Raw genomic sequence first — 15,150 nt, forward strand, 5'->3', positions numbered from 1 at the left:
ATATAGAATAGTATTAGATAAATGAAAAACTTCAAAACCTTGATTTTGATCAAGGAATTTACCTTTAAATAAAGTTACCCTTTACTTAGTATGTTTTTTGGAAAGGGAATGAATATGGATACAACAATTCTACAACAATTTCGAACAATGATGATTATTATCAATTGCGAGGGAGAGATTACCTTTGCAAATGATGCATTTGTTGAGAAAAGCGGCTATTTTCATGAAGAGTTAATGGGGGTAAGCGCGAATCACTTTATCAATGACGTTGATTCAATCCTGACCAACAAACATGGGCAAGCCTCCCTGAAAACGAAGAAAGGGGAGGAAATTTCATATTGGGTGGAAGCCAGTTTTTTTGATGACCATAATCAAATTGGCTTGATTTTGACAGACATCAAAATGAATGGGCTGGATCCCTTAACAAATCTCCCGAATCGTTACCTGTTTACAAAGCATTTACAAAGGGCCATTCACCTTGCTAACGAAATGAATAATCTGTTAGCGGTATTGTATATTGACCTGGACCGATTCAAATTCATCAATGACACATTAGGTCATACATACGGCGATATACTCCTTAAACAGGTATCAAAAAGGTTGAAAACATGTTCCGGTTTAGGAAATATGGTGGCCAGAATGGGCGGGGATGAATTTATTATTTTGCTAACAGATTTACAGCATGAAGAGGACATCGATAGAAAGGCTATGGAAATATTGCGTGCTTTTCGTAAGCCCTTTCAATTAAAGGAAACTGAAATTTATATGAATCCAAGCATGGGGATTAGCCTGTATCCCTATGACGGGGATGAAATTGAAACACTCATTACAAATGCAGACATGGCCATGTATCGAGCAAAAAGAAACGGGCGAAAAGAAATTGAAAAAGCCAGCGTCGAAATTGCTGCGGGCTCATTTGAAAAATTAATGATTGAAAATAGTTTGTACAGTGCATTAGCAAATGATGAATTGGCTTTACATTTTCAGCCGCAAATTCATGCAACGGAACAAAAGATTGTTGGAATGGAAGCGCTATTAAGGTGGACACATCCCGAGATTGGTGATATTCCACCCGCAGAGTTTATTCCCATTGCGGAGGAAACGGGTTTAATTTTACCTATCGGGGATTGGGTCATTCGAAATGCTTGTCAACAAATAAGAGTGTGGCTGGATGCAGGGATACAAAATATCAAAGTAGCTGTTAATTTATCGGCCAAGCAATTTTTACAACATGATCTTGTGGATAAAATTCAGCAGCTGCTCGAAGAATTTTGGCTTCCTGCCAACTGTTTAGAACTTGAAATTACCGAAAATATGATGATGTATGACATGGATTTTGCATCAGATATCCTAAATAAACTGAAAGACATCGGTGTGCACATTGCAATCGATGATTTTGGAAAAGGGTATTCTTCTTTGCAATATTTACAGAAGCTCCCATTAAATACCTTGAAAATAGACAGATCTTTTATCTTTGATATAGACACCAATCCGAGTAGTAAGGTTTTAACACATGCTATCTCCAATTTAGCACATGCATTAAACATGGAAGTTGTGGCAGAGGGTGTTGAAACAGAGGAGCAGCTGAGGTATATGCAAAGCTTCCATTGCGACAGTATCCAAGGGTTTTATTATAGTAAACCACTAAGCCCGGAAGCTGCGAGCCGATATTTACACCATCATAACAACATAACAGCTAATTGTTAAATTGTCACAATTACGACACAATTTCCATTTAGGGGCGGTTTTACATCGCGAGAAGGTAGATTATCCCTATTTTTACAGGCAATTTTTGAATAAAAGGAATCATAAATTGACAATTTTCGACAAAAAGGTGGAGAAGTGTGGTAAAAGTCACATAAAAATCCATCAAAAAAGAGTAAATTTTATGATGGAGTAGAGATTCCCTTTGGATCATGAAGAATCCCTGATAATGGGTTACCTGATAGGTTAGACAACATCGCATGTAGAGTATACGAAGCGATAAAGATGATGAAAGAAGGGAGAAAAAATCACAAGCAACTCTACCAGTTAAGAGGAAGGGGCAAAAATGATAGAAACTAAATCCATTCACAAGATCATTGACCAGGAGGAGTTTACCCATTATTCGCAAGGAATCTATAATCTAGGAGACTGGGAAAAGATCGGTTCCGAGATTCTACTACGATCAGACTATGGCAGCCCAGAGGTAATCTTTCAAGAAGCAAAAATGGCAAATCGGCTTTTTGAACTAGAAAAAAAATCTTTGTTAAAATTATTTCATACGTACATAAATGGAAGCGAATTAAAGGAATCCTTATTTATTAATGTATACCCTTCCACTATTATGCATCCCGATTTCCCTTTATTGATTAAAACAATCGTGAACCTAATCTCGGCTAACCTGATCCATAAAATAACGTTTGAAATAATTGAAGCGGAAAGGGTTGTTCATTTCGCCTTATTAAAGGAACGGATCAAATATTTAAAAAAATCGGGATTTCAAATTGCGATCGATGATATTGGTAAAGGGTGGTCATCACTTAGTATGATTATTGAGATTCAACCCAATTATTTAAAATTGGATCGATATTTTTCAGATAATCTTTCCATGTCACCATCAAAACAGAAAATGATCCAGTCACTCTTAACTTATGCAAACGGGACAAAATCAAAAGTAATCCTTGAAGGTATAGAATTAGAGACGGATTTGGCCGCAGCAAAATATTTGGGTGTTCAAATGTGTCAGGGATACTTGATCGATAAACCCAAACCGTTTTTGAATTAGTATCGGGTTGTCTGTTTTTTTAAATAGCAGGAATTTTCAAAGGAGAATCCATCATGTTGAAGAACATATCAATGAAGGTAAAACTATGGGGTAGTTTTACGGTCATTCTTTTACTATTAGTTTTTATATCATTTGTATCCTATAAAAATTTAAATCACCTAAAGGATAATGTGCATTTTATCGGTAAAACGCAAGTGCCAAAGACAGAGTTTATTGGAGAGTTAAAAGAAGACTTTACACGGATACGTCTTTACGTTGAAAAACATGCATATGAGCAATCACCAGCTGATAAAGAAAAAATGGCAACAGTAGTGAATGATGAAATAAGCAATGTCAGAGGGAATATTAAGGAAGTAAATATATTAAACCTGCCAAAAGAAAATAAAATTTTATTAAAAGAGTTTAGTGATAATTTCGAACAATATGTTGCTATGCTGCCATCTTTCTACCAGGTATCTAGTGGGAACGATTATGACAAAGTCCATCCAAAGCTGGATGAATTGGCAGTACTTGGAGAAAAAACCGTCATTTCTTTAAATGAATTTACACAAAATGCCCATAAGTATACACATAATTCAATCGAAGATTCTGAACAAAGTGCATCGCAATTTACGAAAGAAATCTTGCTTATTTCGGTTATCGCGGTTCTTTTTGGCATCATCGTTTCATTTTTTATAAACAAAGTCATTCGACGGGCCGTAAATGGTGTAGTAAAAAATGTTGAGGTAACAACTCAGTCTGTGAGTGAAATAAAAAAATCTATTGATCAATCGGCAACCAGTGCCCAGGAATTAGATGATTCTATGAATAAAGCGAATGATTCGATAAATGAATTGGTCGTTTCGATCCAACAGGTAGCAGGAAACACCAATATTGCTACTTCAAGTGTTGATGAAGTCTCGGCGGCAATAGAAGAAATGGGAGCATCGATAAACATTGTCGCCGAAAGTGCCGACCAATTAGCTGCTTCGGCTGAAGAAACCTCCTCAGCGATTCAAGAAATGATGGCTTCTATCGAGCAAGTAGCGGGTAACACGGAGAATATGGGGGCAGGTGTAGAACAGATCTCCGCCGCCATTGAAGAATTGAGCAAGTCGATAAATGGTGTGAACTCTCGAGCAATAAATTTGACTCAAACTTCTGAACAAACTGCTGAAACAGTGGAAGAAATGATTGTTTCGATCAAAAATGTTGCCGCTAGTGCGCAAACCGTTAATGAATTAAGTAATGCCGTGAAGAATGATGCCCTAGAAGGGACCGATTCATTGAATGAAACACTAAATGGGATGAAAGAAATTTCACATGTGATAACAGGAGCAAGCCACGTCATGAATGGTCTTGGGAAAAGTTCTGAAGAAATTGGTCGAATTATTGTCGTGATCGAGAATATTGCTGGACAAACCAATCTTTTAGCCTTAAATGCTGCCATTGAGGCAGCACGTGCCGGGGAGCATGGCAAAGGATTTGCTGTGGTGGCAGATGAAGTTCGCAAACTCGCAGAGCAATCGGCTTCGGCAACGAAAGAAATTAGCTCCTTAATAAAAGGTATCCAAGATGAAACCGCAGTAGCAGTGGCCTCGATTCAAGAAGGTGCTACAAAGGTAGAGGTAGGGAATAAACTGGCAGAAAAAACAAGTGAAGCGATAGGTAAAATTACACAAGGAATTACACAAGTAACGGATGAAATGAATCAAATTGCCTTAGCAACAGAGGAACAGACAAAGAATAGTAGATTTATTACTAACGCGGTAGAGAATGTTAAGAAACAAGCAAATGAAATGACCCATTCAACAAAGGAAGAAGCAATCACTGCTGAGGAAATTGTCAACGGGATTCTTCATATTCACAGTCAAGTCCAACAAATTAAACTTGCAACCGCAGAAGAAGCGCAGGGAGGACATGCCATTATAGCAGCGGTAGAAAATGTCACGAACCAATCGAATTCGGTAACCAATGCCACAAAAGAGCAAGCATTGACGGCAGATGAAATTGTTCGAAATATTAATAGTATTAAAGAAAAAGTTCAAGAAATATCTTATGCTGCGAATGATCAAGCAAGATATGGAAAGGATATTGCCTTAGAAGCAGGTAACGTCCTACATCAAACAAAAACCCTTTATGAAAGTATTGAAGTCGAAACAAAAGAGGCCACCGAGGTTTCAAATGCCATTATGAAGGTAAATCAACAAGTAGCATCATTAAAATAATATTGTGGAACATAAAACAGCCTTGTGGAAAATAAGGGATGTATACAAAGAACCGGACAGTCTTTCCTGTCCGGTTTTTGCAGCCATTTAAGTATTAGTACAGTTTAATCCGATACTCGCAGCAGCTATCGCCATTAACATTACATTTTTCCTCTTGAACGGTTACTCTTCCATCATAAAAACTTGAAATAGCGCCTTCAAGTATAGCACCCTCTAAATCGCAGACTTTATTTCCAGGATGTTGTGGAAGCCCTTTGCAAAAGCAATCATCAATCTTAACAAGAACGTCATTGTCGGTTGATTCTAATACAGTTGGAATCCCGATTTTTAATTCTTCAAAGTGGGATAGAACTTCTTCGATCTTATGTACGGGCAAGCTTTGGCCAATTTTTCTACCAACAGCAATGGTCGTATTCTTTCCATTCATCGGTAACCCTTGATACATGCCAATTAAGCGGACGGAGCGGAAAAGCTCTAAAGGAATCATGTTCCCTAGCGTTTTTCGATTGATTTTTTTCATATCATCATATGTAAATAGTTCCATCGTGATAGCCTCCTCTATGTCTCTGTCCCTATTATTTCAAACGGAAAACGGCAATTCCTTGATATAAATCAAGTCCGTAAAGTATTTTTCGCAATTTCACTTTTCTACTAAACATTTCCTATATTAAGCCGATAGTAAATAGAAAGGGTAAATTATGGGAGAGATGGACATGTTGGATAAGTTGTCAAATAATCATCCAGCTGTGGATTTTCAGGTGAAACAGGTGGAGCAGGTACCGAAAGTAAAAGAGGCAACAAATAAACGAGAGGAGCAGCCGGAGAAGGAATTATTAGCGAAGGACAAAACGGAAAAGGTCATTGAAAGGATGAATGACTTTTTAAAGGAATCCAATACCCATTTGAAATTCCAATTTCATGAAGGTTTACAGAAATATTATGTTGCCATTGTCGATGATACCACGGATGAGGTTATTAAGGAAATTCCGCCTAAGAAACTACTAGACATGTATGCCGCAATGACAGACTACCTCGGCCTATTAGTGGACAAAAAAGCTTAACCATAATTAGTCTTCATGAAAAAGGTGATGAATCCATGCAGCTCCCACAAATTCGATTACAACAAACCTACGCACAGATTGGGCTGCGGATCACACAGCCTGTACAAGAAATTCATCAAGCACCAGCGAATTTATCGATCAAACAAATTCCGGCAGAACTATCAATTGAGAAAAAAGCAGCACGCTTGGAAATTGATCAAATTGAGGCCTGGAATCAACTAGGTTTTAAAAATCTTAACGTGTTAGCGGATGAATGGGCGGATGCTGGTAAACAGGCTTGCTTAGAAGCAATTGGCCAAATTGCTGAAGAAGGTGACCAAATGGCAGCCATCCAAAATAAATCCGATGCCTTTGCAGCGATAGCCTTACAAAGAAGCACTCCGCCACCGACGAACTTCAATATCACCTTTATCCCTAGCTATGGATCAGTTAAAATTCATTTTACACCGACAGAAGTACATGTGAATTGGAAACAGGGTGGTGCACAAATTGAGGCTGCACCAACGAAGCCCATCCATCAGTATACACCAGGAAAGACGGAGGTATATCGACGTCAAATCCAAGAATTACAAATAGATTTTGTTGGCACTCATATAGATAATAGAATGTAATGATCATAGTAAAAACCACAGAATATAAGTAAATACTTACATTCTGTTTTTTTATTTGTATTCAATTCTGAATAAAGGTAATAAATGAACTTTTTTGACTAGTAAACTTCTCTTAAAGATTACCGATATTATTGAAAGGTTCATACTTTTACATAATAGCGAAATCACTGGAGGAACATCAATGAAAGCTAAAGAAGGATCAAAGTTTAAGTTGAGGAGCACGAAAACGAAGTTAATTGCTGGAATGACAGCTGTATCCATCATTCCGACAATTTCAATTGCGATTATTTCAAATCTCGTTACCCAAGACCTTATCAACAAACAAGTTTCGAGTTTAACCCATCAAGTTACAGACCAAGTAAGTGATGGCTTGGATTACAAATTAAAGGGTGTAGTAAGCCAACTTGACTTATTGTCACATAATATTGATTTTACTGAATTTTATGAGAACGAAGAGAATGCTGTATTTGGAGAGAAATTATTAGAGGGAACTTTAAAAACAAATAATGAATATGCCCTCGTCTATTTTGCTTCAACTAAAAAAGATATGGTAAGTTCTCCTAAATTAAAATGGTCTGATGACTACGATCCAACAAAGAGAGATTGGTACAAGAGCGCCATTCAAAATCATGGCAAGGTATCTTATAGTGAACCATATAAGGATGCGAGTACAGGAGAACTGGTATTAACAATTTCTCAAACCGTTATAGATAAAAATGGTAATGTGATCGGTGTTATGGCGATCGATCTTGATATGACGGAATTTTCAAAGTCAATAAAACGAATTACGATTGGTAAAGAAGGATATATGACGATTGTTGGTAAAGATGGTAAATATATCTATCACCCGAAGGCTGACCAAATTGGCTCTGATTCACTTACAAAAATTTCGCTCTGGAAAGAGATGAAACAAAATAAACAAGGTGAAAGTCAGTATGAATTAGACGGAACAGACAAATTTTCATCATACATCACAAATGACCAGACAGGCTGGAGATTTGTTTCAACCTTGGACAACGCAGAGTTAACGGATACTTCGGTTAAGATTAGAAACATTGGTTGGATTCTAACAGCCATCTTTGGATTATTATCTGCGATTTGTGCTTTTTTTATCAGCAGGAAAATAGGAAAGAATATTCTTCATGTAAAAGATGCGCTTGGACTAGCCTCTAAAGGAGATTTTTCAACAAGAGTATCAATTGATACAAATGATGAATTTAAAGAATTGGAACATAGTTTTAATGATATGATGGAGCAATTATCCAACTCTCTTCATAAGGTGGGTGACACGTCAAAATCTGTATTAGACACTTCAGCGCATCTTTCAGTGATCACAAATGAAACGAACGCGGCATTGTCCGAGGTGGCACTTGCCATTGAAGAGATTGCACAAGGGGCAGGTCTTCAAGCTAAAAATATTCAAGTGAGTTATGACCAAATGAGAGGACTCTCTCAGCAGCTAGATGAAATTTCACTTGTAACTGAAAATATGAATCATGTTTCCACGCGTTCAATGGAATTAAGCAGTAAAGGATTGGAAAAGGTTGTGTTCCTAACGGATAAGACATCTGTTACCAAATTCTCGACAGATGAAGTGGCGGCCATCGTAAAAGACGTGGATGTGCGGATGGAGGAAATTAACACCATTATTGAGGTGATTACAAGAATCACAGACCAAACCAACCTACTGTCATTAAACGCTTCAATTGAATCAGCGAGGGCAGGGGAACATGGAAGAGGTTTTGCTGTAGTTGCTAATGAAGTACGGAAGCTTGCGGAGCAATCCAAGGCTTCGGCTGATGAAATCAGGAAAATCGTGAACAGCATCAAGGCGGTCGTAAAGAATGCAGTGGAAGCGATGCAACGGACGAATCAGGCTGTTACCGAACAGGATATGGCCGTTTCAGAAACAAAGTCCATTTTCAACGATATTTTATCTTCTGTCCATGAATTAGTTCAAAAAGCAGAGGATGTTAAGCTGTCTGTTAAGGATAGTCAATCAAGCAAAGAAACTTTGAATCAAGAGATGGATAGCATTACAGCTGTATCAGAGGAAACCGCCGCAGCTACGGAAGAAGTCTCTGCATCGACTGAAGAAATTTCCGTTACCATGAGATCATTCTCCCAGCATGCAAACGGATTAAAGGAATTATCCGAGAAATTGGATCAAGAAATTAAGAAATTTAAAATTGAATAGAATAGTCGAAAAGAATCCCCGCTATTGGGGATTTTTTTGTTTGAAAGAAGTTATTGTCAATCAAACGAATTGTTCGATGATTATATAATGAAAAATGGTTGGTATTTTGATAAAATAGAATAAGTACGAATGGAATTACGGAGTTTTATATAAAGATCAATTATTCTTTTTTAAAATCGCTAAACTCTAAGCAACAATTTCCGATAAATACTAATAAGGATTAGGAGGGAACTGTTATGCGAATTAATGATACGAATTATGGGTTATATTCCTATCAAAAACAACAGAATCGTTCAACTAAAATAAATACAGATACAACTAAAAAATTATCATCTTCAGCCAATGTGGAAATATCATCACGCGGACGGGAAATTTCACAGGCGATGAAGTCAGAACAAACGGATCGCCAAAATCGGGTTCAAGAATTAAAGGCACAGATTGCCGCTGGAACCTATCAGGTGGATAGCAGCAAGGTTGCCAGCAAGATGCTTGATTTTTGGAAGAGCACAACAAACTAGGAGACGAGAAAATGAATTCTATGGATAAACTGATTCAGACTTTGGAGGCCATGGCTGCCACTCATACACAATTGCTAGATTTAGTAAAAGAGAAACGCGATCTTCTTGTTGGAGGCAGTATCCAAGGACTTACCGGTTTAATTCAACTTGAAAATAAATGTGCGGACAAAATTCAAAAGCTTGAACTAGAAAGACAAGAACAGGTCCAACTGTATCTGCTTCAAAAGGGAATATCGGGACAGTCAAACACACTGGAACAGTTAATTAACATCCAGGATGACGCTGAATCCAAGTTTAAACTACAATCGATTGCTAAAAAGCTTCGAGGTTTAGTGGAGGCCATCTCCCAGGTGAATGAAAGCAATAAGCAGCTGATTCAAGCATCGCTTTCCTACATTCACTATTCTATCGGCATGCTGATTCCGAAAGAACCGGCAATCGGCTATGGTCCGAATGCAACCAAAAGGACGACAAGCTTTTTAGATGCGAAAATATAGTTACTAATAGAAAAAGCAGGGGATTATATGACATCAACTTTTCATGGCCTTGAGCTTGGAAAGAGAGCGCTTTTTGCCCAGCAAACAGCCCTTTCTACTACTGGCCACAATATTGCCAATGCAAATACAACAGGGTATACCCGGCAGCGCGTTGATATGCAGGCAACAAATCCGATTTCGATTGCCGGAACCTCGTCCTTTCAATTGGGAACGGGTGTCGATGTAAACAAGATTGAACGCCTTCGAGAAGATTACTTGGATCTGCAAATGCGCGGTGAAAACAAGAATTTAGGCTATTGGGAAGCCAAAAGCGATACCTTATCAAAGGTGGAAGAGGTTCTAAATGAACCTTCGGATAATGGGTTAGCCCATGTAATGGATGAATTCTGGGCTGGCTGGGAAGAACTGGCGAAAAATCCGGATAATGCTTCGGCCAGATCAGTTGTCAGACAAAAAGGGGTTGCGGTGGCTGAAACCTTTAATTATCTATCAAACTCCTTAGATTCGATTCAAAGTGATCTGAAGTTAGTCATTGAGGCAAAAACAAGCTCTGTCAATTCGCTTGCCACTCAAATAAGTAACCTGAATGATCAAATTTCTCGTCTTGTTCCAAATAACTATGAACCGAATGATTTGTATGACCAACGGGATGTGCTGATTGACCAGCTATCTAAACTAGTGGATGTGAAAGTTTCCCAAGCCGATAATGGCATGGTGAATATTTCAGTTTCCGACGAAATGTTAGTATCAGGTAAAACAGCCTCTCAATTAAACGTAGAGATAAAAAAAGATATTGATGGCAATGAATATGTATCGGCCGTAACCATAAAGAGTCCTACAAATCCTGCTAAAGAAATCCAATTACAATCCGGGGAATTAGCAGGCCGAATTGAATCCTTTGGAACAGCAACGGGTGGAATCATCCCAGACATGAAGAAGAAAGTTGATCTTTTGGCACAGACCTTCGCTGAAAAAATCAATCAAGTTCATTCAAGTGGGTTGCGCATTTCCAATAACAATGGGACGATCACCATGGTACCTGCTACCGGGATAAACTTTTTTAATGGCTCAAATGCCAAAAATTTAGTCGTTAATCCCGATATTATGAATTCACTTGATATGATTGCAGCGGCGGCTAAAGAAGCCAATGGGAGTTCTTCTATTGGTAATGGCGGCAATGCTCAAGCCATTGCAAATATAAAATTTGATGGCAGTCTAGATTTTAATGGAACTACCAGTACATCAGATGACTTTTATCGTAATATCATTGGACAGTTAGGGATTGACTCACTCGAATCCCAGAGGATGAAGAGCAATTCAGAGGTAATTGTCCAGCAAGTCGAAAATCGTCGTCTATCTGTTTCCGGAGTGTCGATTGATGAAGAGATGGCCAATATGATTAAATACCAACAGGCATATAATGCTGCGGCACGGATGGTCACGGCAATGGATCAATGTTTAGATAAAGTAATCAACGGCATGGGCCGGGTAGGATTGTAGGTGTTCTTAATATGAGTAACCGTGTGACGCAAGGAATGCTGAACCAAAACTTTCTTTATAACTTAAGTAAAAGCAACAAAGCGTTGGAGAAATATCAAGATCAATTTTCTTCCGGGAAAAAGATTAATAAACCATCGGATGATCCTGTGACGGCTGTAAGGAGTATGTATTATCGTTCATCCTTAAATGAAATTGACCAATTTAAACGAAATGCAAGCGACGGGCTTTCCTGGATGGAGTCAGGCGATTCCGCTTTAGATGAGGTAACGACAGTCCTTCATAGGGTTAGAGAGCTCACCGTAGAAGGACTTAACGGGACGAATGATGAAAGTTCAAAGTCGGCGATTGCTGCTGAAATTAACCAGTTAAAAGAGCATCTGGGGGAAATTGCTAATACCCAAATTGGAGGCAAATATATTTTTGCTGGTACAGATGTTAACAATCCACCGTATCGGGTAGACCCGAACGTGCCGAATTCACCAAAAGAATTCAGAAATGATAATGGTGAAAAACTGGAACTACAGGTAGGTCATAACAATAATGTTCAAATAAATGTCCTTGGGAAAGATATCTTTAATAATGATGGCCAAGGCGGAATCTTTCAGGTTCTATCAAATATTGTTGATCAATTTACTTCTCCAGACGGTCAAAATGATGAACTTTTAGGTAAATTAGATGCACAACTTGATAATATTCTGAAAGAAAGATCAGAATTAGGTGCCCGAATGAACCGAATGGAATTAAGCATGTCGCGTATTGATGGACTGGAATTATCGACAACCAAATTACTATCTAATGAAGAAGATGCTGATTTATCTAAAGTCATCATTGATTTAAAAGCACAAGAAAATGTACAGAATGCAGCCTTAGCTGCAGGTGCCCGAATTATCCAACCTTCTTTAGTAGATTTCTTGCGTTAATTTTGGAAAAGGGGCTCGCCAATGGCGAGCTTTCTTTTTAGCCCTCAAATTAGTAGGTAAATATGGTGGAAATTAGAAGGAGTGCAATAGAGGTTATGTATCCGAAAGTGAATCAAAATATTGTGATGAATATTTTAAGTGAGGGCAGCATCTGCCGTTCGATTGTGGCGGAAATTAGTGAAGATGAAATACTAATCAGCCAGCCTATGGATGGGAAAATGTTTGGGATGCCCAGGGGTACGAGACTCGCCATCTCCTATATGATCGGTGAAAACAAATATAAATTTGAAGCGTTTATTATTGGCAGAAAAAAGGATAATATCCCCTTATACCGAATTACAAAACCGAAGGAAAAAGAAATTAGCAAGATTCAGCGCAGAGAAAATTTCCGCGTCCCCACTAGTATACCGGTTAAAATCGCTAATATGGAGATAAATACAATCAACATAAGTGCCGGGGGAATGTTACTATCTTTCACGCGTGAATGTTCGTTTCCATTAGGTGAACAACTGACTGGAATGATCTATATCCCAGAAACCAATCCTATTCCGTTTAAAGGAGTAATCAAACGGATTATACAAATGGAAGATACTGGTATAAAACAGGTTGGTGTGAAGTTCACCGTTTTGGAAAGGAAGGACGAAGCAAAGATTGTACAATATTGTTTTGAAAAACAAAGACAAGCTCGATTAAAAGAAAGAATGTAAAAAGTCCTTCACCATTTTGAAGGATTTTTTGTTGCAATCCATTCGTTTTATGAACTATTTTTGAAAAATTCTAGTAAATCATTTGCAAACCCTTACAGATTTTGTATAATTATCTTTAATAGGCAAGAAATAATTTTTTTTGATCAACCCCCAAAAAATTTTTATCCCTTTCGTACTATATAATGAACGTTATCATACATAATAACAGGGCAATCAAATAAATTTAATGGTGAGATTAATAGATAAATACGCTGGAGGTGTTAGTATGAGTTTGAAAACCGCACTATTTGAGATGAAAGAAAAGATCCTTAAACAACAAATTGGGGAATCGGAAAATGAGTTCTTGGATCAATTGGAGACAAAAAACAACTTAAAAAGCGGCTCTTTGTTCGTTTATTTTAATTATGTAATGATGTTCCAAATGAAAAAGGCGGATCAAACCAGTCATTCTGGTGTGGATCACAAAAAAGTAAATCGGAAATGGATTAAACCTGAAATAGACTTTATGTTTCAATATATTACGGATCGTCAGGAAGAGGGCGGACTAAATATTACCGAGCTGTTAGATGAGGTGGCTCAAGTTTTAGACCGAGGCTATCAATCAGTGAACTATAAATACTATTCATTGGTTAAGGCCCAAAATAAAACGCAGCCAGGCAATCAAAATGCCATGCAAGTGACGACCATTTCCCAGTCAAAACTTCCGGTTGCTGCCATTGACTTCATCGATGAAAAACCTCAAGAACTCAACGTATACCAACCAATTTCTGTACAAAATGATGATTTATTAGATATTCTGTCCGGATTAATCACAAACGTTCAAAAACTTCCTGGTATTCATTTAAACGAGCTTCTTCGTAGTTTATTTCAACTTACGAACATGGCATTGCAAAATCAGGATGCCGTACAGCAGTTAGAATCAGTCAAGTCAGAAATCAATAATGAAAAAGAAGTCTTACAAGAAACGTTACGGAAGAAGGATCAGCAACTAATAAGGGAACGAAAGCGAAATGATGAATTGCAAATAGAAGTGGCTAAATTGGCAAAGGAAATTATGGCCTTTAATCAACTAGGTGATGCAGCCAAAATTCAAAACCTTAAATCCTATAATCAAAGACTTAATTACATCATCGATGGGTTTGGTATCGTCCTTCAGGTGGGCAGTTAAAACTTCAAAGAGAGAAAAAAAGTTATTCCCATGGATTAGCTTTTTTCTTTCGTCATTTTTATTACTGATTTTCCTTAACTTTTTTATTGAAGATCCGATAATAAATAATAAACAACCATGATTTTGAAGGGAGAGTTTTTTATGTCAGTAAAAAACCCGTATCAAACATATCAAAAACAAGCGGTTACAACTTCAAAACCGGAAGAATTAACATATATGTTATATCAAGGATTAGTGAAATTTATCCGTTTGTCAAAACAGGCCTTAAACAATCATAAATTGGAAGAGTGTCATAGCAGTAATTTAAGAGCTCAAGACATTCTTAGTGAATTAATGGTCTCCCTAAAAAAGGATTATCCCATTTCCGATTCTTTGCTTTCTTTATACGATTACATGAAAACACGGTTAATTGAAGCTAATTTAAAGAAACAAGTGGAAATCCTTGAAGAAATAGAGGGCTTTGCAGTAGAATTAGCAGAAACGTGGCAAACCGCTATGAAATCAAAAAACAGTTAGGGTATGAAATGATGATGAATGAATTAACGGAATCCATATATGAACGGACTGTATCCATGAAAAGCGCCTTACTTGAAGGTAAAGATGAAGAGTTTGAAACGCTTTTGAATGAGCGGAACGAACTCATGCTTAAAGTGAGCACCTTGAAAGCCGCTGAACCAGAATTTCGCTATTCACCACAAGCAAAACGATTCTTAGCAGCTGCGCTTGAACTTGATGGGGAAATGGTTCCGGTAATAAACGAGAATATGACTAAAACTCAAAATCAAATCAACCAAATGAAAGTGAACAAACAAGTTTCTAAAAAGTACCAGCCCTATTTTAAACAAACAAACGGTGCTTTCATAGATGCAAAAAACTGAACCAAAAACGTGTGGTCAGCAAACTAAACCGCTGAATCATATGTTTTTGGTTTTTTTTATTACAATCCTTTTACTCTTTTTTCAAATAGGTAACAATTTATCATATACAATAAGTCAGT

15 protein-coding genes and 2 pseudogenes are annotated in these 15,150 nt (G+C 37.6%); 16 read left to right on the forward strand and 1 reads right to left on the reverse strand.

The features are described from left to right. The first annotated feature begins 114 nt into the window (after window positions 1–114). The 4 genes and pseudogenes from G6554_RS24200 (at window position 115) to G6554_RS26405 (ending at window position 4,974) form a co-directional block, all read left to right on the forward strand. A complete protein-coding gene (locus tag G6554_RS24200) occupies window positions 115–1,707 on the forward strand; it encodes a sensor domain-containing protein (protein ID WP_166246657.1) in 1,593 nt (530 codons plus the stop codon). Window positions 1,708–2,050: 343 nt separating this feature from the next. After that, window positions 2,051–2,767, forward strand: coding sequence for an EAL domain-containing protein (locus tag G6554_RS24205; RefSeq protein WP_166246658.1), 717 nt, complete (start codon window positions 2,051–2,053; stop codon window positions 2,765–2,767). 71 nt (window positions 2,768–2,838) lie between these two features. Further along, window positions 2,839–3,303, forward strand: a pseudogene (locus G6554_RS26400) (MCP four helix bundle domain-containing protein); the annotation flags it as partial. Window positions 3,304–4,053: 750 nt separating this feature from the next. Continuing rightward, complete coding sequence (locus tag G6554_RS26405) at window positions 4,054–4,974, forward strand: methyl-accepting chemotaxis protein (protein WP_481747936.1); 921 nt, start codon at window positions 4,054–4,056, stop codon at window positions 4,972–4,974. Window positions 4,975–5,068: 94 nt separating this feature from the next. On the opposite strand, the gene G6554_RS24215 is transcribed toward G6554_RS26405, so the two are convergent. Beyond that, the gene (locus G6554_RS24215) at window positions 5,069–5,518 is read right to left on the reverse strand and encodes a V4R domain-containing protein (RefSeq protein ID WP_207627746.1); all 450 of its coding nucleotides are present in this window, start codon (window positions 5,516–5,518) and stop codon (window positions 5,069–5,071) included. Between the two features lie 169 nt (window positions 5,519–5,687). On the opposite strand from G6554_RS24215, the gene flaG reads away from it, so the two are divergent. The 12 genes and pseudogenes from flaG (at window position 5,688) to fliT (ending at window position 15,031) form a co-directional block, all read left to right on the forward strand. Then, on the forward strand, window positions 5,688–6,035 hold the full coding sequence (flaG, locus tag G6554_RS24220; protein WP_166246660.1) for a flagellar protein FlaG: 348 nt from the start codon (window positions 5,688–5,690) through the stop codon (window positions 6,033–6,035). 35 nt (window positions 6,036–6,070) lie between these two features. Then, complete coding sequence (locus tag G6554_RS24225) at window positions 6,071–6,646, forward strand: DUF6470 family protein (protein WP_166246661.1); 576 nt, start codon at window positions 6,071–6,073, stop codon at window positions 6,644–6,646. A gap of 244 nt (window positions 6,647–6,890) precedes the next feature. Continuing rightward, a pseudogene (locus tag G6554_RS26410) lies at window positions 6,891–7,898 on the forward strand (HAMP domain-containing protein); the annotation flags it as partial. Further along, window positions 7,896–8,843 (forward strand): methyl-accepting chemotaxis protein, encoded by a 948-nt coding sequence (locus tag G6554_RS26415; protein WP_481747937.1) that lies wholly within the window; start codon window positions 7,896–7,898, stop codon window positions 8,841–8,843. The pseudogene G6554_RS26410 and the gene G6554_RS26415, both read left to right, overlap by 3 nt. Before the next feature lie 236 nt (window positions 8,844–9,079). Next, complete coding sequence (gene flgM, locus G6554_RS24235) at window positions 9,080–9,361, forward strand: flagellar biosynthesis anti-sigma factor FlgM (protein WP_166246663.1); 282 nt, start codon at window positions 9,080–9,082, stop codon at window positions 9,359–9,361. A gap of 11 nt (window positions 9,362–9,372) precedes the next feature. After that, the gene (locus tag G6554_RS24240) at window positions 9,373–9,858 is read left to right on the forward strand and encodes a flagellar protein FlgN (protein ID WP_166246664.1); all 486 of its coding nucleotides are present in this window, start codon (window positions 9,373–9,375) and stop codon (window positions 9,856–9,858) included. Window positions 9,859–9,885: 27 nt separating this feature from the next. After that, entirely contained in the window at window positions 9,886–11,358 is a 1,473-nt protein-coding gene (gene flgK / locus G6554_RS24245; protein ID WP_166246665.1) for a flagellar hook-associated protein FlgK, read from the forward strand. Window positions 11,359–11,369: 11 nt separating this feature from the next. After that, window positions 11,370–12,278, forward strand: a complete 909-nt coding sequence (gene flgL, locus G6554_RS24250) for a flagellar hook-associated protein FlgL (RefSeq protein ID WP_166246666.1) — start codon at window positions 11,370–11,372, stop codon at window positions 12,276–12,278. A gap of 95 nt (window positions 12,279–12,373) precedes the next feature. Further along, window positions 12,374–12,985: a flagellar brake protein gene (locus G6554_RS24255; protein ID WP_207343034.1), complete on the forward strand. Its 612-nt coding sequence runs from the start codon at window positions 12,374–12,376 to the stop codon at window positions 12,983–12,985. Between the two features lie 265 nt (window positions 12,986–13,250). After that, a complete protein-coding gene (locus tag G6554_RS24260; protein ID WP_166246668.1) occupies window positions 13,251–14,153 on the forward strand; it encodes a hypothetical protein in 903 nt (300 codons plus the stop codon). Between the two features lie 141 nt (window positions 14,154–14,294). Then, a complete protein-coding gene (gene fliS / locus G6554_RS24265; RefSeq protein ID WP_166246669.1) occupies window positions 14,295–14,669 on the forward strand; it encodes a flagellar export chaperone FliS in 375 nt (124 codons plus the stop codon). Then, on the forward strand, window positions 14,636–15,031 hold the full coding sequence (gene fliT, locus G6554_RS24270; RefSeq protein ID WP_166246670.1) for a flagellar protein FliT: 396 nt from the start codon (window positions 14,636–14,638) through the stop codon (window positions 15,029–15,031). Before fliS ends, fliT begins: the two co-directional genes overlap by 34 nt. Window positions 15,032–15,150: the final 119 nt, after the last annotated feature.

This window comes from Bacillus sp. MM2020_4 (assembly GCF_011250555.1).
GTDB lineage: Bacteria > Bacillota > Bacilli > Bacillales > Cytobacillaceae > Neobacillus.

Excerpts from the sequence above, each read along its gene's own strand:
- G6554_RS24215 (WP_207627746.1), bottom strand. The coding sequence starts at position 5,518 with ATGGAACTATTTACATATGATGATATGAAAAAAATCAATCGAAAAACG.
- G6554_RS24240 (WP_166246664.1), top strand. The coding sequence starts at position 9,373 with ATGAATTCTATGGATAAACTGATTCAGACTTTGGAGGCCATGGCTGCC.
- fliS (WP_166246669.1), top strand. The coding sequence starts at position 14,295 with ATGTCAGTAAAAAACCCGTATCAAACATATCAAAAACAAGCGGTTACA.
- flaG (WP_166246660.1), top strand. The coding sequence starts at position 5,688 with ATGTTGGATAAGTTGTCAAATAATCATCCAGCTGTGGATTTTCAGGTG.
- G6554_RS24255 (WP_207343034.1), top strand. The coding sequence starts at position 12,374 with ATGTATCCGAAAGTGAATCAAAATATTGTGATGAATATTTTAAGTGAG.
- G6554_RS26415 (WP_481747937.1), top strand. The coding sequence starts at position 7,896 with ATGGAGCAATTATCCAACTCTCTTCATAAGGTGGGTGACACGTCAAAA.
- G6554_RS24200 (WP_166246657.1), top strand. The coding sequence starts at position 115 with ATGGATACAACAATTCTACAACAATTTCGAACAATGATGATTATTATC.
- flgK (WP_166246665.1), top strand. The coding sequence starts at position 9,886 with ATGACATCAACTTTTCATGGCCTTGAGCTTGGAAAGAGAGCGCTTTTT.
- flgM (WP_166246663.1), top strand. The coding sequence starts at position 9,080 with ATGCGAATTAATGATACGAATTATGGGTTATATTCCTATCAAAAACAA.
- G6554_RS24205 (WP_166246658.1), top strand. The coding sequence starts at position 2,051 with ATGATAGAAACTAAATCCATTCACAAGATCATTGACCAGGAGGAGTTT.
- G6554_RS26405 (WP_481747936.1), top strand. The coding sequence starts at position 4,054 with ATGAAAGAAATTTCACATGTGATAACAGGAGCAAGCCACGTCATGAAT.
- flgL (WP_166246666.1), top strand. The coding sequence starts at position 11,370 with ATGAGTAACCGTGTGACGCAAGGAATGCTGAACCAAAACTTTCTTTAT.
- G6554_RS24260 (WP_166246668.1), top strand. The coding sequence starts at position 13,251 with ATGAGTTTGAAAACCGCACTATTTGAGATGAAAGAAAAGATCCTTAAA.
- G6554_RS24225 (WP_166246661.1), top strand. The coding sequence starts at position 6,071 with ATGCAGCTCCCACAAATTCGATTACAACAAACCTACGCACAGATTGGG.